22 protein-coding genes are annotated in these 21,590 nt (G+C 59.4%); 12 read left to right on the forward strand and 10 right to left on the reverse strand.

The annotated features are described in order from the left end of the window. The first annotated feature begins 51 nt into the window (after positions 1 to 51). The 5 genes from Q0931_RS12030 to Q0931_RS12050 all read left to right on the forward strand — a co-directional run bounded on the left by Q0931_RS12030 (position 52) and on the right by Q0931_RS12050 (position 4,298). Positions 52 to 837: a FadR/GntR family transcriptional regulator gene (locus Q0931_RS12030; RefSeq protein ID WP_299260607.1), complete on the forward strand. Its 786-nt coding sequence runs from the start codon at positions 52 to 54 to the stop codon at positions 835 to 837. A 340-nt stretch (positions 838 to 1,177) separates the two neighbouring features. Further along, complete coding sequence (locus tag Q0931_RS12035) at positions 1,178 to 1,705, forward strand: hypothetical protein (protein WP_299260608.1); 528 nt, start codon at positions 1,178 to 1,180, stop codon at positions 1,703 to 1,705. Positions 1,706 to 1,948: 243 nt separating this feature from the next. Further along, positions 1,949 to 2,761 carry an amino acid ABC transporter substrate-binding protein gene (locus tag Q0931_RS12040; protein WP_299260609.1) on the forward strand — a complete coding sequence of 271 codons (813 nt, stop codon included), beginning with the start codon at positions 1,949 to 1,951 and terminating at the stop codon, positions 2,759 to 2,761. Between the two features lie 110 nt (positions 2,762 to 2,871). After that, positions 2,872 to 3,546: an amino acid ABC transporter permease gene (locus tag Q0931_RS12045; RefSeq protein WP_299260610.1), complete on the forward strand. Its 675-nt coding sequence runs from the start codon at positions 2,872 to 2,874 to the stop codon at positions 3,544 to 3,546. Then, positions 3,543 to 4,298, forward strand: a complete 756-nt coding sequence (locus Q0931_RS12050; protein ID WP_086621567.1) for an amino acid ABC transporter ATP-binding protein — start codon at positions 3,543 to 3,545, stop codon at positions 4,296 to 4,298. The genes Q0931_RS12045 and Q0931_RS12050 overlap by 4 nt, the downstream gene beginning before the upstream one ends. Before the next feature lie 31 nt (positions 4,299 to 4,329). Here the strand turns inward: Q0931_RS12050 and Q0931_RS12055 are convergent, their stop codons facing one another. Continuing rightward, entirely contained in the window at positions 4,330 to 5,955 is a 1,626-nt protein-coding gene (locus tag Q0931_RS12055) for an FGGY-family carbohydrate kinase (RefSeq protein WP_299260611.1), read from the reverse strand. 240 nt (positions 5,956 to 6,195) lie between these two features. On the opposite strand from Q0931_RS12055, the gene Q0931_RS12060 reads away from it, so the two are divergent. The 5 genes from Q0931_RS12060 to Q0931_RS12080 all read left to right on the forward strand — a co-directional run bounded on the left by Q0931_RS12060 (position 6,196) and on the right by Q0931_RS12080 (position 11,728). Beyond that, complete coding sequence (locus Q0931_RS12060) at positions 6,196 to 7,155, forward strand: ABC transporter substrate-binding protein (RefSeq protein WP_299260612.1); 960 nt, start codon at positions 6,196 to 6,198, stop codon at positions 7,153 to 7,155. A 135-nt stretch (positions 7,156 to 7,290) separates the two neighbouring features. Continuing rightward, positions 7,291 to 8,841: a sugar ABC transporter ATP-binding protein gene (locus tag Q0931_RS12065; RefSeq protein ID WP_299260613.1), complete on the forward strand. Its 1,551-nt coding sequence runs from the start codon at positions 7,291 to 7,293 to the stop codon at positions 8,839 to 8,841. Then, positions 8,838 to 9,827 (forward strand): ribose ABC transporter permease, encoded by a 990-nt coding sequence (locus tag Q0931_RS12070; RefSeq protein WP_299260614.1) that lies wholly within the window; start codon positions 8,838 to 8,840, stop codon positions 9,825 to 9,827. Before Q0931_RS12065 ends, Q0931_RS12070 begins: the two co-directional genes overlap by 4 nt. A gap of 45 nt (positions 9,828 to 9,872) precedes the next feature. Beyond that, entirely contained in the window at positions 9,873 to 10,964 is a 1,092-nt protein-coding gene (locus tag Q0931_RS12075; RefSeq protein ID WP_299260615.1) for an alcohol dehydrogenase catalytic domain-containing protein, read from the forward strand. A gap of 23 nt (positions 10,965 to 10,987) precedes the next feature. After that, the gene (locus tag Q0931_RS12080) at positions 10,988 to 11,728 is read left to right on the forward strand and encodes an SDR family oxidoreductase (protein WP_299260616.1); all 741 of its coding nucleotides are present in this window, start codon (positions 10,988 to 10,990) and stop codon (positions 11,726 to 11,728) included. A 104-nt stretch (positions 11,729 to 11,832) separates the two neighbouring features. Here Q0931_RS12080 and Q0931_RS12085 read toward each other — a convergent pair whose 3' ends face one another. Further along, complete coding sequence (locus Q0931_RS12085; protein ID WP_299260617.1) at positions 11,833 to 12,075, reverse strand: type II toxin-antitoxin system Phd/YefM family antitoxin; 243 nt, start codon at positions 12,073 to 12,075, stop codon at positions 11,833 to 11,835. A 100-nt stretch (positions 12,076 to 12,175) separates the two neighbouring features. Between Q0931_RS12085 and Q0931_RS12090 the strand changes: the two genes are divergently transcribed. Next, positions 12,176 to 12,283 carry a hypothetical protein gene (locus tag Q0931_RS12090; RefSeq protein WP_299260618.1) on the forward strand — a complete coding sequence of 36 codons (108 nt, stop codon included), beginning with the start codon at positions 12,176 to 12,178 and terminating at the stop codon, positions 12,281 to 12,283. A 374-nt stretch (positions 12,284 to 12,657) separates the two neighbouring features. On the opposite strand, the gene Q0931_RS12095 is transcribed toward Q0931_RS12090, so the two are convergent. The 8 genes from Q0931_RS12095 to hemB form a co-directional block, all read right to left on the reverse strand. Beyond that, complete coding sequence (locus tag Q0931_RS12095) at positions 12,658 to 14,244, reverse strand: hypothetical protein (RefSeq protein WP_299260619.1); 1,587 nt, start codon at positions 14,242 to 14,244, stop codon at positions 12,658 to 12,660. 14 nt (positions 14,245 to 14,258) lie between these two features. Then, complete coding sequence (locus Q0931_RS12100) at positions 14,259 to 14,420, reverse strand: hypothetical protein (protein ID WP_299260620.1); 162 nt, start codon at positions 14,418 to 14,420, stop codon at positions 14,259 to 14,261. Between the two features lie 252 nt (positions 14,421 to 14,672). Then, the gene (locus tag Q0931_RS12105; RefSeq protein WP_299260621.1) at positions 14,673 to 16,871 is read right to left on the reverse strand and encodes an OsmC domain/YcaO domain-containing protein; all 2,199 of its coding nucleotides are present in this window, start codon (positions 16,869 to 16,871) and stop codon (positions 14,673 to 14,675) included. Between the two features lie 131 nt (positions 16,872 to 17,002). After that, positions 17,003 to 17,278, reverse strand: a complete 276-nt coding sequence (locus tag Q0931_RS12110; protein ID WP_299260622.1) for a hypothetical protein — start codon at positions 17,276 to 17,278, stop codon at positions 17,003 to 17,005. Next, positions 17,278 to 17,589 carry a DUF2835 family protein gene (locus tag Q0931_RS16765; protein WP_366941613.1) on the reverse strand — a complete coding sequence of 104 codons (312 nt, stop codon included), beginning with the start codon at positions 17,587 to 17,589 and terminating at the stop codon, positions 17,278 to 17,280. Before Q0931_RS16765 ends, Q0931_RS12110 begins: the two co-directional genes overlap by 1 nt. 49 nt (positions 17,590 to 17,638) lie before the next feature. Beyond that, complete coding sequence (locus tag Q0931_RS12115) at positions 17,639 to 18,100, reverse strand: RES family NAD+ phosphorylase (RefSeq protein WP_299260623.1); 462 nt, start codon at positions 18,098 to 18,100, stop codon at positions 17,639 to 17,641. Beyond that, positions 18,097 to 18,540, reverse strand: a complete 444-nt coding sequence (locus Q0931_RS12120) for an antitoxin Xre/MbcA/ParS toxin-binding domain-containing protein (RefSeq protein WP_299260624.1) — start codon at positions 18,538 to 18,540, stop codon at positions 18,097 to 18,099. The genes Q0931_RS12115 and Q0931_RS12120 overlap by 4 nt, the downstream gene beginning before the upstream one ends. A gap of 320 nt (positions 18,541 to 18,860) precedes the next feature. Then, on the reverse strand, positions 18,861 to 19,835 hold the full coding sequence (hemB, locus tag Q0931_RS12125) for a porphobilinogen synthase (protein ID WP_299260626.1): 975 nt from the start codon (positions 19,833 to 19,835) through the stop codon (positions 18,861 to 18,863). A 430-nt stretch (positions 19,836 to 20,265) separates the two neighbouring features. Between hemB and Q0931_RS12130 the strand changes: the two genes are divergently transcribed. Beyond that, entirely contained in the window at positions 20,266 to 21,576 is a 1,311-nt protein-coding gene (locus Q0931_RS12130; RefSeq protein WP_299260628.1) for a hypothetical protein, read from the forward strand. Positions 21,577 to 21,590 lie beyond the last annotated feature (14 nt).

Below are 21,590 nucleotides of genomic sequence, written 5' to 3' on the forward strand. Positions count from 1 at the left end.
TCTTTTTTAATCGTGCCTGACTGATCCCTGCTACCGGATAACGCTTTTTCGATGCCACTCAAGACCATTCGCAATGCGCGCCTTTACCGCCAGATTGCCGACCAGCTGCACGATCTTATCGAGGCCGGCGAATTCCCCCCGGGCAGTCTGCTGCCACCGGAGCGGGAGCTTGCCCAGACGCTGGGCGTCAGTCGCGCTTCCGTTCGTGAAGCCCTGATTGCACTGGAGGTCATCGGTCAGGTCGAAGTCCGGGTCGGCCATGGCGTGCTGGTCGGTCCGCTGGTACCGCGCGGCGAGCGGTCCATTTTGCATGCGGCAGCGCAGCAGCATCCCTGGTCACTGGACCCGGAGCTTGAGCAGGAGTTTGCCGCTCAGAGTGATGAAGAGATCCCGCCCTATTCGTTATTGGAGGCGCGGCGTCTGGTCGAGCCTGAAGCGGCGGCGCTTGCGGCCGCCAACATGACACCGGCGATACTCGCAGGGATCGAGGAAGCCTATGAGCGTCATGTCGCTGACAATAACGAGGAGGTCGACGAGCGCCATCAGGGCATTCCCTATACGGCCAATCACACCGGCGACCGTCTTTTTCATGTCCGCATCGCCCAGGCCAGCGGCAACCCGGCCTACGCCCTGCTCATTCGCCATATTCTCGGCCATCAGTACGGCGTCATGTTTCGTCGCCTGCAGGATCTTTACCTGACCACTGACATGAAAACCCGCTCACGCGAGCAGCATCTTCGCATCCTCAACGCCCTGCGCCAGCATGACGCAGAACGCGCCCGACGCGCCATGGCAGTACATCTTGACGATGTCATTACCATCTTTTTCGACAGCTGAAAAAGGGAAGGTATTTCGCCCTTTTTTATGGCATCAAGATACCTGAAGGGCAAAAGGAGCTGAATTCGCCATCTCTCTGGTTCGCAACGCTTTATTGCTTTAAAGGGCCGTACAGATTGATAACCTGTGTTAAGGAACGGCGCAAATATTGAAGGTAGCCTCACGCTTTAAAGCGTGATATCAATGCCTGAACGTCTCCTTGCGCCATGGCGCCCTGCGCCACGAAAGGGGTTTTCAGCTCCCTTTCCCGTACGCCTTGAACCGTTCAACCCCGGCATCTCCCCTCACTTCTTTATCAGACACTCGAACCGCTCGTGCGGCGCACTGAAGGCAGAGGTACATGAAAGACCTGAACCGTGTATTCAAACACTATCAGCAGCAGGTCAGCGGCAAGAATCCCCTGCACCCTCACTCTGTTCAGGAACAGTATGGTGAGGCCGATCCCGAAGAGCCGGCAAGCTTTGACGAGATTGCCCAGCGTATTCTGGTGCCTGCCATGGAGTGGGCGCGTGATATCGCTGCGGGCAATCACTATGCCAGCGAGATTCATGTGCACTGTGAGGATGAGTCGAACGTTCGCGAGATCGATGCCGTCGAGTTTCATCTGCTGCCGGTGCAGCACGTCACCATGAAAAGGGGCTTTACCAACCTCAACCATCTGCGCATCAGTCACGATCCCGATCATGATGGTCTGCGCATCGATCGAAGCTTCATGAAACATCACCGCCACGAAGAGCAGGGCGAATCCTGGATCTCGTGTGGCGATCTCACCCAGGACCGGGTGCAGGACATCATCGCGGACTTCATTGAAATGGTCCTGGCCAACCAGCTCGACAACGAAGCCGACCCCAGCCTGGCCTCATTCTGACCCTCCCTTTTGCTCCTTGTGCGTCGCCACGGGTTTCGAGGGCGTCGTTCTCCTTACCAGGGCGCTGTCTTGTTTAAAAATGGCCACCTCCGGAAACAGGCTGCCCCGGCCATGACACCCTTTTGTGCCGATAGCTGAAAACCGCTTTGCATATAAAAACTTTTTCTTATTCCTTTAGTGAAGGTTGCGGTACGCTAGTCGTATTCGGCGCTCGCAAGGCGCATGTCTTTTCAGGAGAACCTCATGACGGCTTTCAGAACACTGGCCCGGACGCTTGCCATCACGTCGCTGGGACTGACGACCCTTCTGGGCGCGGCAACGGTCGCTCAGGCTGACACCCTGCGGGTAGGCATGTCCGGGAGCTATTACCCCTTTACCTTCGTGAGTCAAGACAAGCTTCAGGGCTTTGAAATCGATGTCATGAACGCCATCGGCGAGCAGACCGGCGACGACATCAGGTTCGTCACCGCCAGTTTCTCGGGGCTGGCCGGCATGCTGGACTCGGGTCGTATCGACACCATCGCTAACCAGATCACCATCACGCCGGAGCGTCAGGCCAAGTACGCCTTCTCCGAGCCCTACGTCTACGACGGCGCGCAGGTGGTGGTCCGCAAGGGCAACGACGACATTCACGGCGTCGAGGATCTCAAGGGCAAGACGGTGATCATGAACCTGGGCTCGAACTATGAAACCCTGCTCAAGGCGCTGCCCTATGCCGATGAGATCAATCTCAAGACCTATGAATCCAACATCGAGCAGGATGTCGCGCTGGGCCGCGCCGATGCCTTCGTGATGGACCGCACCAGCGCCGCCCAGGTCATCAAGGACAAGCCGCTGCCGCTGCAGCTCGCCGGCCAGCCGTTCTCGAAGATCGAAAACGCCCTGCCGTTTCGCAACGATGACCAGGGCCGCGCCCAGCGTGACCGTGTGAATCAGGCACTGGACACCCTGCGTCAAAACGGCGAGCTCAAGGCGATTTCCGAGAAGTGGTTCGGTGATGATATTACCAGCGCCCCGGAAGCCCCGGAGTCGGAAAAGACCGGCAGCGACGCCTGATCAGCGCTATGCTCTGCCCAATGGCCCCGGCATGTCCGGGGCGTTTTGTTTTCACCCTCTGCCGCCTCGCAGACTCTTGACGCGGGCCGCTCGTTTTAAAGCGCATCGCCATGCAAGCACTCAACCTTGATTACATGGTCGGGCTGGTCCCCGTCCTGCTGGGCTATCTCCCGCTGACGCTGGGCATGGCCGCCGCGGGCATGGTCTGTGCCCTGATGCTGTCCTGCCTTCTCGCCGTGGTGCGCGTCTCGCGCCTGCCGGTGCTCGATCAGGCCGCGCAGCTGTTTATCTCGTTTTTCCGCGGCACCCCGCTTTTGGTACAGCTCTTTTTGTTCTATTACGGGCTGCCGCAGTTTCTCTCCTTTCTGGTCTCCATCAACGGCGTCACGGCGACCATCATGGGGCTGACCCTGCACTTTTCGGCCTACATGGCAGAATCCATTCGCGCCGCCATCACGGGCATCGACCGCAGCCAGACCGAAGCGGCCCAGTCGATCGGCATGACCAACGCCCAGACCATGCGCCGCATCATCCTGCCCCAGGCCACGCGGGTGGCCACGCCCACGCTGATGAACTACTTCATCGACATGATCAAGTCGACGTCGCTGGCCTTTACGCTGGGGGTCACCGAACTGATGGGCGCCACCCAGAAGGAAGCCGCCAGCAGCTTTCTCTACTTCGAAGCCTTTCTGGTCGTGGCGGTGATCTACTGGATCATTGTCGAGGCGCTCTCCTGGTGTCAGAAGCGGCTGGAAAAACGTCTCAACCGGGCCTACCAGCGATGATTGCACTCAAGGGCATCACCAAACGCTTTGGCGAACATACCGTGCTCGATGGGATTGACCTGTCGCTTGAGCGCGGCGAAATCATCGTGGTGATCGGCCCGTCCGGCACCGGCAAGTCGACCCTGCTGCGCTGCGTCAACTTCCTAGAGCGCCCCGATGCCGGGCAGCTGACGGTCGGCGATCTGAGCGTGGACGCTGCCCGCGCCACCAGCGACGACATTCTCGGTCTGCGCCGGCGCACGGCTTTTGTGTTCCAGAACTATGCCCTCTTTGCCCACAAGACGGCGCTGGAGAACATTGCCGAGCGCATGATCGTGGTCGAGGGACTGTCAAAGGCCGAGGCGCACGCGCGCGCACGCGAGATCCTCGAGCGCATCGGCCTTGCCGACAAGGCGGATGCTTATCCTGCCGCACTGTCCGGCGGGCAGCAGCAGCGCATCGGCATCGGCCGCGCCATGGCGGCGAAGGCCGAGGTCATCCTGTTTGACGAGCCGACCTCGGCGCTGGACCCGGAGTGGGTCGAGGAAGTGCTGGCCCTGATGAAGCAGCTCGCCGCCGAGCAGCAGACCATGATCGTGGTGACCCATGAGATGCAGTTTGCCCGCGAAGTGGCCGATCAGGTCGTGTTCATGGACGGCGGGCGCATCGTCGAGCAGGCGCCGCCTTCCGAGCTTTTCACCCATCCGCGTGATGAACGCACCCGCAGCTTTCTGCGCAAGGTGCTCGCCGGCAACGCGCCATCAGACGCCTGACGGCGCGCCGCTGCCCTTGTCAGCCATCCAGTCAGCGCGTTTCCATGAGCTCACGATAGCGCAGCTGGTCCTGATGCATCTGGCGATAGACCCGGTACTTGGCGTCAAAAAAGCCGCGCCGGGTCACGTCCGGTGTGATCGTCTGCGCCGTCGCGCTCATCGCCGCGGCCGCCTGACGAAGTCCCGGGTGATCACCACAGGCGGTGGCTGCCAGCATCGCACTGCCCAACAGCACCGTCTCGCGTTCCTCGGGCAGCTCGATGACAAGCCCGGTGGCATCGCTCAACTCCTTCAGCCAGCGTGCGTTTTTGAGCGCTCCGCCGCACAGGCGCAGCCGCCTGATGGCATGGCCGTGCTCGTTGAGCGTCTCAACGATATGGCGCGTGCCCAGGCTGACCGCCTGAAGCGTGGCCAGATAGCGCACCGCCAGGCCGTCGAGGTCACGATCAAGCGTCAGCCCACTGACCATGCCCTTGAGTGACGCATCCGCCAGCGGCGAGCGATTGCCGTGGTGATAATCCAGCACATGCAGATGCCGGGTCAGCTCGTCACGGCGCTCCTCCTCCAGCGCGGCCAGCCGGCGATTGAGCAGTTCGAAATGGCTGATCTCGGCGACCTCTGCCGCGGCCATCAGGGGCTCGACTGCTCCACTGTCGGCAATCACGTGATCGATCAGCGCCCCCACCGCACTCTGCCCGCCCTCGTTGATCCAGCCATCCGGCAGTACCGCCCCCCAGTACGGCCCCCACACGCCGGGCACGAAGCAGGGCTCATGGGAGAAGGCGATATGACAGGCCGACGTGCCGGCGATGACGGCCAGACTGCCCTCCGGGTCATCGCCCAGCATGCCCAGCGCCCCGGCATGAGCATCGATCAGCCCGGTGGCGACCACCGTCTCGGGCGATAGCCCCATCGCCTCGGCCGCCTCCGGTGAGAGCGTGCCGGCTCTGGAACCGGGGGCGCGAATCTCGCCCTGCATGGCCGGGCGCGACATCAGCTCATCGAGCCCGAGCCGTTCGAGCAGATCCTCGGGCCAGCGGCCCTCATGGGCCAGATAAAGCCACTTGCAGACCTGGGTGCACACGCTGCGCTCCGGCTCGTGGGCACCGTCCAGATCACGGCTATCCAGATCACCCACCGCGCGCGCCACCATGAAATCGGCCAGATCAAGAAAGAGCGCGGCGCGTTCGAACTGATCCGGCCGATGGCGGTTGAGCCACAAGAGCTTGGGCAGCTCCAGCTCCGGACTGACCTGCCCGCCGATGTATTCCAGCGCCGGATGACCAGTGGCGGCAATCTCTTCGGCCTCTTCAATGGCGCGATGGTCCATCCACATGATGATGTTGTGGTCATCATCATCGTCGGGTGAGACCGATACCGGCGCGCCCTGCTCGCCCAGTGCCACCAGCGAGCAGGTGGCATCGAAGCCGATGGCCCGCACCGCCTCTCCGGTAATGCCGGCCTTTTTGACAGCCTCGCGCACGGCCGTTACGCACTGCGACCAGATGTTGTCGCTGGACTGCTCGACAAACCCGGCCCGCGGCCGGTACTGCTCGATGGCCTGGGCGGACTGCGCCAGACAGCGCCCGCGCGCATCAAACACGCCGGCCCTGACGCTTGCCGACCCCACATCGATTCCCAGGTAATAGGCGCTCATGACGGCTCCTGATAATGGCGTGGCGCTACCCTGACACATTGCCACAGCGCCTGCCCTGCCGACCTTGGTCCAATCACCCAAAGGTGAATTGCCAGTGCGCGTAAAACGGCGCTAAATACCAAATGACAACGTTAACATTAATGCGTCCAGCCGGTGGACCGGTGACATGAAGGGACGCTGCCAGCGTTGTTGACCGCCCATGGCGTGTGCCATGCCTTCATGATCAGCCGGGAAAACACCATGTCCATCACGATTCCAAGCGCCAGGGGCCTTCTGGGCGCCGCCCTCGTCACGACGCTGCTGGCCTCGCCCACGATTGCGCTGGCCAGTGCCGCCGACAAGGCCCATGACAAGCCGGACGACGAGCTCGTCATCGGCATGTCCTTTCAGGAACTCAACAACGTCTACTTCGTGACCATGCAGCGCGCGCTGCAGGAAGCCGCCAACGACATGGGCGCGAAGCTCGTCTTCACCGACGCCCGCCACGACATCTCCAAACAGATCAACGATGTCGAGGACATGCTCCAGCGCGGGATCGATATCCTGCTGCTCAACCCCACCGACTCGGTCGGCATCCAGTCCGCGGTGCTCTCGGCCCATGACGCCGGCGTGCCGGTCGTGGCGGTGGATGCCCAGGCCGAAGGCCCGATCGACGGCTTCGTCGGTTCGAAGAACTTCGATGCCGGCTACAAGGCCTGCCACTACATGGGCGAACAGCTGGGCGGCAAGGGCAAGGTCGCCATTCTTGACGGCATTCCGGTGGTGCCGATTCTCCAGCGCGTTGAAGGGTGTGAAAAGGCCCTCGGCGAGTTTGACGGCATCGAGGTGGTCGACAAGCAGAACGGCCATCAGGAGCGCTCGACGGCCATGAACGTCACCGAGAACATGCTGCAGGCCCATCCGGATCTGGCCGGCATTTTCAGCGTCAACGACGTGGGCTCGCTCGGCGCGCTGGTCGCCATTCAGTCCTCCGGCAACGACGTGAAGCTCGCCAGCGTCGATGGCAATCCGGAAGCGGTCAAGGCGATGCAACAGCCCAACTCGCCGCTGATCGCGATCGCCGCCCAGCACCCGGCCGACATGGTGACCCAGGCACTGGAACTGGCCGTGAAGAAATACCGCGGTGAAGAGTCTCCCAGCGACGTGCCGATCGACGTCACCCTGGTGACGGCCGACAACGCGGCCGACTTTCACTGGTAATGCGTCATTGGTCATTCGGTCACTGGCAAGGCGTCACTGATCATTCGGCTCTGGTCATTTGGTACTGATCATTTAGTACGGGTAATCACTCTACCAGGCACACCGGTCGCGCTTCAGCGCGACCTGGAGGTTCACATGGCCCTGCTTGCCCTGGAAAAGGTCAGCAAAGCGTTTCCCGGCGTGCGTGCACTTCATGACGTCAGCCTCAGGGTCGAGGCCGGCGAGATCCACGCCCTGCTGGGAGAAAACGGCGCCGGCAAGTCAACGCTGATGAAGATCCTGTGTGGCATTCATCAGCCCGACAGCGGCGAGATCCTGATCGACGGCCGCGCCCAGCACTTTTCGAGCTATCGCCGCGCCTGCGCCGCCGGCGTGGGAATCGTCTTTCAGGAGTTCAGCCTGATCCCCGGGCTCAGCGTGGTGGACAACATCTTTCTGGGGCGCGAACCCCGCAATGCGCTGGGGCTGATCCGTCATGGAGAGATGGTGGATCAGGCCCACGCCCTGTTCGAGCGGCTGGGCATCGATATCGATCCGCTGATTCGCGTTCATCACCTGAGCGTGGCCGACCAGCAGTTCGTCGAGATCGCCAAGGCGCTGTCGCTCAACGCCCGCGTGCTGGTGCTGGATGAACCCACCGCCCCGCTCACACCCACCGAGGTCGAGCGGCTGTTTGCCATCATGCGCCAGCTGCGTGAACAGGGCGTGGCCATGGTGTTCATCTCTCACCACATGGAAGAGATCTTCGAGATCTGCGACCGGGTCACCGTGCTGCGCGACGGCGAATATGTCACCACGCTCAACGTGAGCGAAACCGATGCCGGCGCGCTGGTCGAGCAGATGGTGGGCCGACGGGTCGACAACATCTTCCCCGAGCGCCAGACGCCGCCGCCCACCGACGACATCGTGCTCGATGCCCGCATTCGCATGGCCGGCCGGAAACATACCGACCACATCCGGCTGGCCCGCGGCGAGATTCTGGGCTTTGCCGGGCTGGTCGGCTCCGGGCGCAGCGAAATGGCGCTGGCCATGATCGGCGCCCACCCGGTGGCTGAACGGCACATGCAGCTTGAGGGCCGGACGGTCACGCTCAAATCTCCCGCCGATGCGCTGGGGCGCGGCATCGGCCTGTTGCCGGAAAACCGCAAGCAGCAGGGGCTGATCCTGCCCTTTACCTGCGCCGACAACATTTCGATCAACCATCTCGAGCGCTTTCAGTCACCAAAGCCCTTTATCAGCCGCCGCCGCGAGCAGGCAGCGGTCGAGACGCTGATGGATCGAGTGCGGGTCAAGGCGCCCGGCAGTGACACCGTGGTCGGCACGCTGTCGGGCGGCAACCAGCAAAAGGTGGTCATCGCCCGCTGGCTGGAGCGCGGCTGCCGGGTGCTGATCTTTGACGAACCGACCCGCGGCATCGATGTCGGCGCCAAGTCCGAGATCTACGCCCTGATGAAAACGCTCACCGCCCAGGGCATCTCGATCATCATGATCTCCTCGGAGCTGCCCGAGATTACCGGCCTGTGCGACCGCGTGCTGGTGTTCAACCATGGCCATGTGGTGGCCGAACTGGCCGGTGACGGGATCGAGGCCAGCACCATCATGACCCACGCCACCCGCCAGATTTCCCTGAATCACCCCACGGGTGCCCCTGACAAGACCGCGGCCACCATGGAGCGCGCCTCATGACCACCCCAGCCTCTACCTCAGCAGTTAACCCCAAACCCCGGCGCCAGCGGCGCTCGCGCTGGTCACGGCTGGTGCACTCGCCGGTCTTTTTCCCGCTGATCGGGTTTATCGCCGTGTTCATTGTCATGGCGCTGGTCAATGACAACTTCCTGCTGCCCAACAACCTCACCAACGTCGCCCGCCAGGGCGCGATCATCGGCATCATCGCCGTGGGCATGAGCTTTGCGATCTTCACCGGCGGCATCGATCTGTCGGTCGGGCCGGTGATGGCGCTCTCCGGCACCATCATGGCGGGGTTGATGGCGGCCGGCTGGCCGCCCACCGTGGCGGTCATTGCCGGGCTTGCGCTGGGTATGGTGTTTGGCGCCTTCAACGGCGCCTGCGTGGCCTTTGCCCGCATGCCGCCGATCATCGTGACGCTGGCCACCATGGGCATCGCCCGCGGGCTGGGGCTGATCTACACCGGCGGCTACCCGATCTCCGGACTGCCGGCCGGCTTTGCCTTCTTCGGCCGCGGCGAGGTACTGGGCATTCAGGCGCCGATCGTGATCATGCTGCTGGTCTATCTGGTGGCCTATGTGGTGCTGCACCACACCTCCTTTGGCCGCTACGTCTACGCCATCGGCGGCAACGAGGAGGCCACACGCCTGACCGGCATTCGCGTGCCGCGCTACAAGCTGCTGGTCTACACCATCAGCGGCCTGACCGCGGCGATCGCGGGGCTGGTCATCACCTCGCGACTGATGAGCGGCCAGCCCAACGCCGGTACCGGCTTCGAGCTGGATGCCATCGCCGCCGTGGTGCTGGGCGGTGCGGCCATTGCCGGCGGGCGCGGCGCGATTCTCGGCACCCTGGTGGGTGCCATGCTGCTGGCGATCCTGAACAACGGCCTCAACCTGATGGGGGTATCGCCCTACCTTCAGGATGTGGTCAAGGGCGCCATCATTTTGCTGGCGATCTATATCGGGCGCGGCCGCAACGCCTGAGCCCCGTCACCTTTTCCTGAACCTCTCTGCCACCGGAGTCTGACCATGAGCGATACAACGGCTACCCCCAACACCATGCAGGCCGTGGTCTGCCACGCCCCCAACGACTACCGGCTGGAATCGGTCGCCCGCCCTACCGCCGGGCCGGGTGAAGTGATCCTGAAAATCGGTGCCTGCGGCATCTGCGCCAGCGACGTGAAGTGCCGCGGCGGCGCCGAGATGTTCTGGGGCGGCAACGGCCAGCCCGCCTGGGTGAAGGCGCCGGTGGTGGCCGGCCACGAGTTTTTCGGCGAAGTGGTCGAGATGGGCCCGGGCGCGGAGGAACACTTTGACGTGCGCGTGGGCGATCAGGCGATTGCCGAGCAGATCGTGCCCTGTGGCAAGTGCCGCTACTGCGACAGCGGCCACTACTGGATGTGTGAAGTCCACAACATCCTCGGCTTTCAGCACGAGGTCGCCGAAGGCGGCATGGCCGAGTACATGCGCATCCCGGCGAAGGCGCGCCTGCACCGCATTCCGGAAAGCCTGAACCTGGCCCATTCCGCCTTTATCGAGCCGCTCGCCTGCGGCATTCACGCCGTCAACCGTGGCGACATTCAGCTCGATGACACCGTGGTGATTGCCGGTGCCGGCCCGATCGGCCTGGCCATGGTGCAGGTCGCACGGCTCAAGACGCCGAAACAGCTGATCGTCATCGACATGATCGACGAGCGCCTGGCACTGGCCAAACGCTATGGCGCCGACGTGGTACTTAATCCGTCACGCGATGACGTCAATGCGCGCGTCAAGGAACTGACCGGCGGCTACGGCTGCGATGTCTACATCGAGGCGACCGGTGCGCCCAGCGGCGTGCGTCAGGGGCTCGAGATCATCCGCAAGCTGGGGCGCTTTGTGGAGTTCAGCGTGTTCGGCAAGGAGACCACGGTGGACTGGTCGATCATCGGCGATCGCAAGGAGCTCGACGTGCGCGGCGCCCACCTCTCCCCGCATACCTTTCCGGTGGCCATCGACCTGATGGCGCGCGGACTGGTGACCACCGATGGCATCGTCACCCACGAACTGCCGCTGGCCGAGTTCGAGGAAGGGTTCCGCATGGCGACCGCCGCTGAATCCATCAAGGTACTGCTGGTACCGTAAGCGAGGACAAAATGAGTGACACCATGACCACCACCCAATACGCCGGCCTCCGGGGCCGGCGCTATCTGGTCACCGGTGCGACCAGCGGCATCGGCCAGGCCGTGGCGCTGGCCCTGCGCGAACAGCACGCCGAGGTCGTCGCGCTGGGGCGCAACCCGGAGGCGCTCGCGGCACTTGAAGCCGCCGGCTGCACCACCTGCGCCCTCGAGCTGACCGACACCGAAGCCCTTGAGCGCGCCATCACCGAGCACGGCCCGTTTGACGGACTGGTCAACAGCGCCGGCATCACTCACGTGGAGCCGGCCCTGACCCTGCCGGCCGAGGCGATCGACAGCGTCTTTCACACTAACGCCCGCGCCGCCGCCATGGCCGCCCGCTGCGTGGCCCGCGGCATGATCGAGCGCGGCCGGGGCGGCAGCATCGTCAACGTCTCGAGTCAGGCCTCTCTGGTGGGGCTGGATGATCATCTGGCCTACAGCGCCTCCAAGGCAGCGATGGACGCCATCACCCGGTCGTTGTGTCTGGAATGGGGCGCACACAACATTCGGGTCAACAGCGTCAACCCGACCGTCACGCTCACGCCCATGGCACAGAAGGTATGGTCCGCGCCGGAAAAGCGCGACCCGATGCTGGCGGCCATTCCGCTGCACCGCTTTGCGGAGCTAAAAGATGTGGTCGAACCAATCCTCTTTCTGCTCAGCGACGGCGCGGGAATGATCAGCGGGGTATGTCTGCCGATCGATGGGGGGTATACGGCGAGGTAGGGGTTGGGCGGGTGCCAAGGGCGGGTGTTATTCGTAATGGCTCCAGAGTCGGAGAACCTTCACCACGCGCTCCTCCTCAAGCACCTGGTACATCAACGTCCGTGTCACCAGTTCAGCTCTCCATCGCACTCTTCGATGGAGGTATCCATCTCCTCACGAATGGATTCGCGCATACCGGGTACGGAAAGCAGATAAAGCGTCTCCTGAATGGCGAACCAGTCTTCTTCCGATACCAGTACCGCTTTATTGCGCTTGCCCATGATGACAATCGGCTGGTGGGATTCGGCGGTTTCATCGATCAACCGGTAAAGATTGCTGCGGGCCTCGGTAGCCGTAATTTTCGTCACGATGTACCTCCAATGCACTCAACTTCGATGAAGTGTACGCCTACAAGTACTTACATCAAGATGAACGCTTTACAGCGCCCGCGCCACCTCCAAGGCGGCAATGGGCGCCATCACCCGGTCACTGTGTCTGGAATGGGGGGTACACGAGATTCGGGTCAACAGCGTTAATTCAGCCGTGACGCTCACATCCATGGCGCAGAAGGTGTGATAGGCACCGGAAAAGCGCGACCCGATGTTGGCCGCCATCCCGCTGCATCGCTTTGCGGAGCTTGCATACGTGGTCGAACCGATCCTCTTTTTACTCGGTAACGGAGCGAGCATGATCAGTGGGGTGTGCCTGCCGATCGATGGGAGGTATACAGCGAGGTAGGAGTTGGGCTGTTGCTCTGAGGCTGGCTGAGGGGTATAGGATCTTGGAGCCAATGCATAACGCTCTAGGGCAATTCGGCAAAGTTACCATGAATGCACATGGCACACAGTATTACTTCACATGACCATACACCTAACATCAGCAATAACCCTGCGTATTTATAGTGACCACAACGAAAGAAAAATGCGTCCGCGTTCACAGCCTTTTTAAACTTATGCCCTTGAAAGAAAGAGACAAAGATCTTCTCTCAGACTGGAAGCTACTATATTTAATGTCTTTTCATCTTGGTTCAAAAAACCGATGCATGAGACGTGCATATCGCTTGACAAGCCAAGCAGTCCTGTCTGTGCCCCATCTGTTCTTTTTCGTTTGTATGTGCCTGCAAATGTCGAACCGGTGACTTTTCCAGCCAACTCCACTGCGTAATTACTAACGCTAAAACCGGCCAACTCCTCTGACCAGCTTGCCTTAAACGAGCCATCATCTATTTTGATGCTTACTTGGTGTTTGCCATTGAGAACCCATACCCCTTCAAGTAGCTCACTTTGTCCAAGGTAATATTGCTCAAGGTAAGTACGGACCGATTTTTGGCGATCTAGCGCTTTGCTGCTTAGCTCATCCCATTTCTTCTTTTCTTTTTCCTTCCGTTCGTGTATCGCGGTAAGCAAGCTATAGATATTCTGGTGAGTGTCATTCTCTGCAAGTGCTTGCTGCGCAATTTCTTCCGCTTCACTGACGAACCCCGCATCAAGCAGAAGATAACCCTGATTTGCCATGGCCAAAGTGTTTTTAAAACTTGCTGACCTTTTATAATTTTCTATGGCTATAATCTTTAGGTCGGCCTCTTGAGCTTGAGCGCCAAGGTTATTTAATGCAGTTGAATTATCTCTATCGATACCAACGAGCGTTACATAATTGCTTATCGATATCTCATCAATATCTTCATTGCTAGCGGCATACGCAGAGTTAAAAAGCTCGTTTCTATTACCAGGATAGTACTCCAACGACTTATCCTTGCAATATACAGAGATCGTTTTGTTCCCCAGCGACAATTCTATGTCTGAGAGCGCCTCGTAAAGAGATGACAACTGCTCATCTTCTTCGGCTTCCTTAAGCCGCTTCAAAAGTTCTGCTTTTGCTTCGTTAGCTTGACCGTCTTTATTTAGGGCGTAAGCTAGGCTGATTGTAGCCTTGGTTATCAATAAATTGGATTTGGCTTCACTTTTTGCGGATCGCCATACTCCAATTTCCTTCTTATGTTGTTTACTATCGCTCAAACAAAATGAAAGCCAAGTAAGCACGCTAAACTTAGACTCTTCTGTACTTGCAAAACTGGCTAGCTTTTCAAGTTCTTTGATAGCAGCATCATCTTTACCATTCTCGAACTTAAAATAAAAATAGAGGGCTTTATTTTCTTCTAACTTAGACTGATCTTTTTCATCAATTGCATATGCTTTAAACGCCGCATCAGCATCTTCGATGCGACCATCCAAGAAGGCTTTGTGCATTTCAGAAAACCAATTTTGATCTTTTTCTCTCTCTTGTATTTTTTCTGCTGCATCTGCAGAATCTGGCTTCTCTACCGCTTCTTCTAGTGGCGCGGTTTTCTTATCATCGCGATCTAATGGCGCTGTTTCTATACTAACTTTTGAACCTCCGTTTTCGTAGAAAAGCGACTTAAGTCTGGAAATCAGACCAGCTACAGATTCTCTAAATATGTACAGCAATAGCACAACTGCGATAGTAGTTGAGTTGTCAGAGAGAAAGCTCGTAATTATTGTCAATACTTCGACGATCATGTCTGATAACTCGTTCATTTTTTTGCGCCTAATACCGCCAGCACGCGCGGCTCTGGCGGCGTCCGTTGCAATGCGGCGACAAATACCACCGAGCTATTTTCCAGTTGACAAATAGATTCGATCACTGACTGAGTCGAGGTACTATTGCCGCCGGTAAGAAATGAGATGTTACCCATACTTGAACTTCCTTATTTTTCTATATGCCTGACGGGTATTAGACAGCTCGCTCGCTGTCAAAATTGAACGCGCATGCGTGTTCAATAACCTTATTTAGCCCGCCATTCCGCGCATAATCTCTTGATTTTAAATGTAAGAACTGAATAACCAAGCGCGTTTTCTGGATATTATATTAATTTATAAAATACAGAAAATTTTGGAGGAGCGCCCGCTCAAAAGCGGGCGCTGTGCAATACGTAATAACGCGGCAATTAGCCTCCGGCCTTCGCCGCCCGCCAGGCATGCAGCTTTTGATAGCTGGTGATCAGGCGCTGGTGCCGATCGATGCCTTCCAGGTTCATGCTGGTATCAAAGAGACCGTAAAAGCGCACGTCGCCGTTGACCGAGCCCACCGCGGCGAGAATCTTCTCCTCGCCGAACATGCGCGAGAGGTTCCTGTAGTAGTCCTCGAATTCGAGCTCGTCATCGATGGCGATCTCAAGCACCGCGGTAAGCGCCTGATAGAACAGGCCGCGGTCGCGGGTGTTGTCGTTGAACTGCAAGAACATCTGCGTGCGGTCCAGCGCTTCCTCATACTGCCCCAGCGCAAGGCTGATCAGTAACTTCAGCTCGGCAATCGTCAGCTCGGACCAGACGGTGTTGTCGTCGAACTCGACGCCGATCAGCGTGACGATCTTCATCTGCTCGTCGAGCTCGCTCTCCTCCAGCCGCTCGAGCAGCGCCGCCAGTTGCTCATCTTCCAGCGCGTGCAGATTGAGGATGTCCTCGCGGTAGTTCAGCGCCATGTTGGTGTTGTCCCACACCAGATCATCCACCGGGTACACCTCGGAATAGCCCGGCACCAGAATGCGGCACACCGGCGCGCCCAGATCCTCATGGTGGGTCACGTAGGCTTCATGGCCGTCTTCCGTCAGAATCGCGAACAGTTGCTCGGCTTCCTCGCTCGTCGCGCCGGAGAAGTCCCAGTCGCAGAATTCTACGTCCGCGCGGGCGCTGAAGAAGCGCCAGGAGACCACGCCGGAGGAGTCAATAAAGTGCTCGACGAAGTTGTTCGGCTCCGTCACCGCCTGAGAGTTGAAGGTCGGCTGGGGCAGATCGTCCATGCCTTCAAAGCTGCGACCCTGCAAAAGCTCGGTGAGGCTGCGCTCGATCGCCACCTGCAGGCTCGGGTGGGCGCCGAAGGAAGCGAACACGCCGCCGGTGCGCGGGTTCATCAGCGTCACGCACGCGACCGGGTAGCGACCGCCCAATGAGGCATCCTTCACCAGTACCGGAAAGCCCTGGGCTTCCAGCGCGTCGATGCCTGCCTTGATGCCGGGGTAACGCGCCAGTACCTCCTCGGGCACGTCCGGCAGGGCGATCTCCTGCTCGATGATCTGGCGCTTCACCGCCCGCTCAAAGATTTCCGACAGGCACTGCACCTGGGCTTCCGCCAGCGTGTTGCCCGCGCTCATGCCGTTGCTGAGAAAGAGGTTCTCGATCAGGTTCGACGGGAACCAGACCGTCTCGCCATCCGAGTGACGCGTGAACGGCAGGGCAACGATGCCGCGATCGGCGCGGCCGGAGTTGGTGTCGATCAGGTGCGAGGCACGCAGCTCGCCGTCGGGATTGAATATCTCGAGGCAGTGATCATCCAGCAACCCTTCCGGCAGAGCGTTTTCCGGCCCCGGCTGGAACCAGCGCTCGCTGGGGTAATGCACGAAATCACTGTTGGCGATCTCGTTGCCGAAGAACTGATCGTTGTAGAAGAAGTTGCAGGAGAGGCGCTCGATGAACTCGCCCAGCGCCGAGCACAGCGCGGCTTCCTTGGTCGAGCCCTTGCCGTTGGTAAAGCACATGGGGGACGCCGCATCGCGGATGTGCAGCGACCAGACGTTGGGCACGATGTTGCGCCACGAGGCGATCTCGATCTTCATCCCCAGCCGTTCGAGAATGCCGGTCATGTTGGCAATGGTCTGCTCCAGCGGCAGGTCCTTGCCCTCGATCCAGGTGCTCTGCCCTTCGCCGTCCTTTCCGGGCGCGTTGCCCATCAGCAGCGCCTGAGCGTCCTCGTCGATGTTATCGACCACCTCGATCTGGAACTCGGGGTTGTTCTGGATCACCCGCTTGACCGAGCAGCGCTCGATCGAGCGCAGAATGCCGGTGCGGTCCTTCTCGGAGATATCATCCGGCAGCTCGACCTGAATACGGAAAATCTGGTTATAGCGATTGTCCGGGTCGACGATGTTGTTCTGGGAGAGCCGGATGTTCTCGGTCGGGATCTCGCGGGCGTTGCAGTACACGCGCACGAAATAGGCCGCGCACAGCACCGTGGAGGCCAGAAAGTAATCGAACGGACCGGGCGCGGAGCCATCGCCCTTGTAGCGAATCGGCTGGTCGGTGATGACGGTGAAGTCATCGAACTTCGCCTCCTGACGGAGGTTGTCGAGATAGTTGACCTTGATTTCCATGAGGCAGAACCGGATTGGTGGCGGGTGTCGCACAAGGCGAATTGCCCGCCATTATCCGGATTTGAGGAGGGTGTGTCTTGGGGGGAAAACCCGTCAATAGGTGTCTTTCTATCGAGTAAAACTCAAAAGATTTAAATAAATGAGACTAGAAAAGTCGCAAAAATACTTAAAATCGAGACACAGATTCCAGCAATAATTAGCCTTTTATTTTTCTGTTGGTTACGCCGATTGTATTCAAATATCAACCAATCAAAAGGTGCTCCATCGCTGTAGCCTACAAATTGTGATTCTCTGATAGTGCTTTCTAGGTCTTTAGTTTTCAAACGCCTTATAGCTTTTGGGTCTCGAGTGCCCAGTTGGCGATAAACGTTCTTACTTGTTTCACCAAGGTGCTCCCAGGCAGACATTATTTAGATCTCCCCAAGCCATATAGCTTCTCAAACAGCCCAATTTCATCAAATATCAACCGATACATTCCATGAACACCGTTCGGCCCAACGATTCGATGCAGTGCCTGCGCGAAAAAGCACACACGGCAGCCATCAAGGCTTTGTGCGTCGATCCAATCAGCGTAGCCGGCGTAGTAGTGGCGGCACTGGTCGAGCGTAAGCGAGAGGGAAATATTGACATGGGGGATGGCGGCGTCCGGTGACATGATTATCTGGGTTCTATCGGCTCGGATGCACATTATTTTAGAGAACACGCATTTACAGGCCATACGACATAAGGGCAATTCGAATGGAAAACGTGCCCGACTGAGCGGGATGTTATAGCCTTGGATCAGGCGTGAAGGGCAGCTCAATTGCCGCGTGAACTATGGTGTCGAACTCTGGGTGATTGGGGTTGAGCAGGTAGTTGATTTCGCGGGGAACCACGACACTTGGCAGCGCCAAGGCGAGGCTTACGTTCGAGGCCAGCCACTCATCCCCCATCTCAGCGGTTTCGGGGGGCGCGGGCATATCTCGCCAGTTGTCGGGCAGGCAATCGCTTGAAATCTGGCTAACGAGCGCACTCGGCAATGCAAGCAAATAGAGCGCGTACTGCGAAAGCAGTTGATAGTCCTGCAGGTGGGCCATGACCTCGAGCATCGCAAGCGATTCCGAGCTGGTCAGATAGACACATGCCCGGCCGGGGCTGTTCCAGCGCCCGCCATACAGTCTGGCCCCTTCGCCGTCGAACGCGGTATCGCGATACTTTTGCTTGACCAGTCGGTACGCTACCACCTTCACGCCATGACCCCATGCTCCAGCCGCCCGATCAGATTCAGCACCGTACGATGCTCGGCCGAGGTCTTGATCATTTCGACAGGCGCCCGCCCACCCAAACCGGGGTTGGATTTAAGCACCCATTCTCGAGCGCGGGCGTGGTCACCCTCGAACAGGTCTAGCGCGGTCTTAAACAGCTCCGCGAACCGGTAGAGCCGGTCGCTTTCATCACACGTAAAGCGCTTTGATTGTGCCCGACGCCCAAGGGTAGCCGAAGCGATATTTACATAACGGGCCAGTGCCTTCGGCTCGATGCCGGAGGCCTTGGCAAGCTTTGGATAGACACCGTACGCTATACCGTCGTGCAGCGCTTCATGTAGCTTTCTCCCACGCGAAGGTATACCGATCTGCCCCCAGAAGCCGACCCCTTTAGTGGGCGTTGGACGGTATTCTGTAAATAGCATGACCCACCCTCCCAATCATTTGATGTCTAATTTTATATCATTTGATGAAGCTCTTTCCAAGTATCCTAGTAACTGCAATGAATGACACTCATCCCTGCGCGGTCTAAATACAACCAAGACGGCAGCAAGCGGCTGACGCGGAACCTGGCCTTTTTGCTATAGTCCGCCGCGGCCCGCGCTTTCGCACCTGCACGCCCGGGCCACTACGTAAGCACGTTCGAGACCGGCTCAACTTATCACTGTGCTTAAAAAAGCCGGACCTAAAAAAACGCCGAGCAGGTGAGCGGCGTTTTTCATGAGCGGACAGAGCATGTAAGTACTTACAGCCCCTCCTCCAGCAGCTGGGGGGCGAAGTAGGTCATGATGAGATCGGCGCCGGCACGACGCATGGAACCGAGCGTTTCGCGCACCACGGCGGATTCGTCAATCACGCCCTGCGCCGCGGCAAACTTGATCATCGCGTACTCGCCGCTGACCTGATAGGCCGCCAGCGGCAGCAGGCTGTTGCGGCGAATGTCGGCCATGATGTCGAGATAGGCCAGCGCCGGTTTGACCATCAAAAAATCCGCGCCTTCGGCTTCATCGGCGAGGGACTCCCGCAGGGCCTCACGGCGGTTCATCGGGTCCATCTGGTAGGTCTTGCGATCGCCTTTCAGCTCGGTGCCGGCCGCTTCGCGGAACGGGCCGTAGAGCGCGGAGGCAAGCTTGGTGGAATACGCCATGATGGGAATGTCTTCAAAGCCCGCCTCATCGAGCGCTTCGCGGATCGCGGCGACCTGGCCATCCTGGGCCGATGAGGGCGCGATGATGTCGGCGCCGGCCTTCGCCGCCTGCACGGCCTGAATGCCGAGGTTCTTGATGGTCAGGTCGTTGTCGACGGTGTTGCCCTTCAAAATGCCGCAGTGACCGTGGCTGGTGTACTCACAGAAACAGATGTCCGGAATGACCACCAGCTCCGGGGCGGCTTCCTTGATGATGCGTACCATGCGCGCCACCATGCCGTTCTCTTGAAGGGCGTCGCTGCCGGTCTCGTCCTTGTGATGGGAAATGCCGAACGGCATGATGCTTCTCAGCCCTAGCGCGCTCAGGCGCCTGGCTTCCTCCCCCAGCCTGCTTTCCGGGATACGCGACTGCCCGGGCATGCCTTCAATGGGCGTATACTCGTCGGTATCTTCCTCGACAAAGATCGGATAGACCAGATGTTCTGCCCTGAGTGAGGTTTCCCGCACGATATCGCGAAGGGCGCCGCTCGAGCGCAAACGACGAAGGCGGGCTTGCGGAAACTGGGCCGGCATGGTATCTCCTGACGGTGATGGAAAGACGATTCAGGCCTTGAGTATAGCGCCGGGCGCGGATGAGGTCAGGGTAACGGGGGCATAGAGCGGTGCTATCGACGGTCAGCGACACACCTGCCCGGTTCAGGTGAAAAACGTCGATCCAGGCGTGAGTGTTTACCCAGGTTATGTTGCCGGGCACCACGGCTGTCTACGATGGGCACCGACCGTAAAAGTTCGCCTGCCTACGACGAATCCGACCTTTCTGTCTCAACGCTGCACTCTTGTGCGGCGTTTTTGTCGATAATGGCCAGCGCGTCGCAAGAACTCATCAAGCGTCGGGCGCGTACGACCATGACACGCGCGTCAACACGTTGATGCGCGAGCGGCGACACTCACTCAGTTAATCATTATCGTAACCACGCCATCATCAGGGAATACCACTTTACACATGACCTCCAGGCCTGAGCGCGCCCACGAACAGAATCGTTCCTGCTGGGCGCTGGGCATTTTACCCGCACCGGAACTGCCCACGCGCATCGTCGAAAAAATTCGGGAACGCCTGACCGAGCGGCTCTCCCGCGAAGTTGCCAGCGATAACGACTGGCGTGTCGAGACCATCACCGACCCCATGGTCGGCACCGATGAGGATGCCGATGACATCATGGATGAAGCCGAGCGCTTCAAGCGTGAGCACGGCTGGACCTACGTGGTGTGCCTGACGGATCTCCCCCTGTTTCATGAGGGCAAGCCACTGGCGGCCAGCGCCAGCGGCAACCGGGGCGTAGCGATCCTGTCTCAACCGGTGCTGGGGGCATCACCGATCGCCAGACGCGTGGAAGAAGCCATTATTCAGCTGGTCAGCGAACTGCACTTCGGCAGCTCTCGGGAAGGGCGAAACGCGTACTGCCAGTATCACAATCGAACGCGGCGTGGCCAGCGCAGGGAGGCCGAACGGCTGGTCAAGCGGCGGCTGTCCGAATGGGTGGCGCCCTTTGCTCGACATGACATCGGCCAGCAGGACAGCGATCTCGACGTGCTCTTCACGGCCCGCTTCAAGCTTCCCGGCTATTTCAAGCTGATCGGGGGCATGGTGCGGGCCAATCGTCCATGGTCAATCTTTCCGGCCTTTCGTCGCATTGGTGCGGCCGCGTTCGCGACCGGCGCCTACGGGATGATTTTCAACTCGATGTGGCGGCTGGCCGACAGCTACGAACCGTGGCGCTTTTTGACCCTGATGATGCTGTCCATGCTGGCGATGGTGATATGGATCATGATCGATCACGGCCTGTGGGAGCCGGTGCGTCACAAAAACGCGTTTTCCAACGCCAATCTTTACAACATTGCCACGATCAGCACGCTGGGTATCGGGGTGCTGTTTTACTACCTCCTGCTGACGTTGCTGTTCTTCGCCACTGCCTTTCTCTTTGTGCCCGCGGCGGTCATGGGGCAAACGCTGGGCCATGAGGTGGGCGCGCTCGAGTTTGCCGCGCTCGGGTGGCTTGCCGCCTCGCTGGCCACCGTCGGCGGCGCACTGGGGTCCGGGCTGGAAAGTGACGACACCGTGCGAAATGCCACCTACGGCTATCGACAGCAGCTTCGCCAGAAACGACTGCAGGAACAGCGCGACAGCAATAACGGCAACGAGGACCCCGAGGACCCTGAAAAGAGCGACGGTGAAGAGGGCGATGATGGGCGTGAGGCGCACGACGATCAGGAGCCACCGCATCAGCCGAAACGCTCGAGTACCAGCAGGGATTAGCAACCCGTTGCCCT

Source organism: uncultured Kushneria sp., from assembly GCF_947497025.1.
Taxonomy (GTDB): Bacteria; Pseudomonadota; Gammaproteobacteria; order Pseudomonadales; family Halomonadaceae; genus Kushneria.

Bases quoted from the DNA above. Each gene is read 5' to 3' on its own strand.
- Q0931_RS12030 (WP_299260607.1), top strand. From the start codon at position 52: ATGCCACTCAAGACCATTCGCAATGCGCGCCTTTACCGCCAGATTGCC.
- Q0931_RS12035 (WP_299260608.1), top strand. From the start codon at position 1,178: ATGAAAGACCTGAACCGTGTATTCAAACACTATCAGCAGCAGGTCAGC.
- Q0931_RS12040 (WP_299260609.1), top strand. From the start codon at position 1,949: ATGACGGCTTTCAGAACACTGGCCCGGACGCTTGCCATCACGTCGCTG.
- Q0931_RS12045 (WP_299260610.1), top strand. From the start codon at position 2,872: ATGCAAGCACTCAACCTTGATTACATGGTCGGGCTGGTCCCCGTCCTG.
- Q0931_RS12050 (WP_086621567.1), top strand. From the start codon at position 3,543: ATGATTGCACTCAAGGGCATCACCAAACGCTTTGGCGAACATACCGTG.
- Q0931_RS12055 (WP_299260611.1), bottom strand. From the start codon at position 5,955: ATGAGCGCCTATTACCTGGGAATCGATGTGGGGTCGGCAAGCGTCAGG.
- Q0931_RS12060 (WP_299260612.1), top strand. From the start codon at position 6,196: ATGTCCATCACGATTCCAAGCGCCAGGGGCCTTCTGGGCGCCGCCCTC.
- Q0931_RS12065 (WP_299260613.1), top strand. From the start codon at position 7,291: ATGGCCCTGCTTGCCCTGGAAAAGGTCAGCAAAGCGTTTCCCGGCGTG.
- Q0931_RS12070 (WP_299260614.1), top strand. From the start codon at position 8,838: ATGACCACCCCAGCCTCTACCTCAGCAGTTAACCCCAAACCCCGGCGC.
- Q0931_RS12075 (WP_299260615.1), top strand. From the start codon at position 9,873: ATGAGCGATACAACGGCTACCCCCAACACCATGCAGGCCGTGGTCTGC.
- Q0931_RS12080 (WP_299260616.1), top strand. From the start codon at position 10,988: ATGACCACCACCCAATACGCCGGCCTCCGGGGCCGGCGCTATCTGGTC.
- Q0931_RS12090 (WP_299260618.1), top strand. From the start codon at position 12,176: ATGGGCGCCATCACCCGGTCACTGTGTCTGGAATGGGGGGTACACGAG.
- Q0931_RS12095 (WP_299260619.1), bottom strand. From the start codon at position 14,244: ATGATCGTCGAAGTATTGACAATAATTACGAGCTTTCTCTCTGACAAC.
- Q0931_RS12100 (WP_299260620.1), bottom strand. From the start codon at position 14,420: ATGGGTAACATCTCATTTCTTACCGGCGGCAATAGTACCTCGACTCAG.
- Q0931_RS12105 (WP_299260621.1), bottom strand. From the start codon at position 16,871: ATGGAAATCAAGGTCAACTATCTCGACAACCTCCGTCAGGAGGCGAAG.
- Q0931_RS12110 (WP_299260622.1), bottom strand. From the start codon at position 17,278: ATGTCTGCCTGGGAGCACCTTGGTGAAACAAGTAAGAACGTTTATCGC.
- Q0931_RS16765 (WP_366941613.1), bottom strand. From the start codon at position 17,589: ATGGCCTGTAAATGCGTGTTCTCTAAAATAATGTGCATCCGAGCCGAT.
- Q0931_RS12120 (WP_299260624.1), bottom strand. From the start codon at position 18,540: ATGCTATTTACAGAATACCGTCCAACGCCCACTAAAGGGGTCGGCTTC.
- hemB (WP_299260626.1), bottom strand. From the start codon at position 19,835: ATGCCGGCCCAGTTTCCGCAAGCCCGCCTTCGTCGTTTGCGCTCGAGC.
- Q0931_RS12130 (WP_299260628.1), top strand. From the start codon at position 20,266: ATGACCTCCAGGCCTGAGCGCGCCCACGAACAGAATCGTTCCTGCTGG.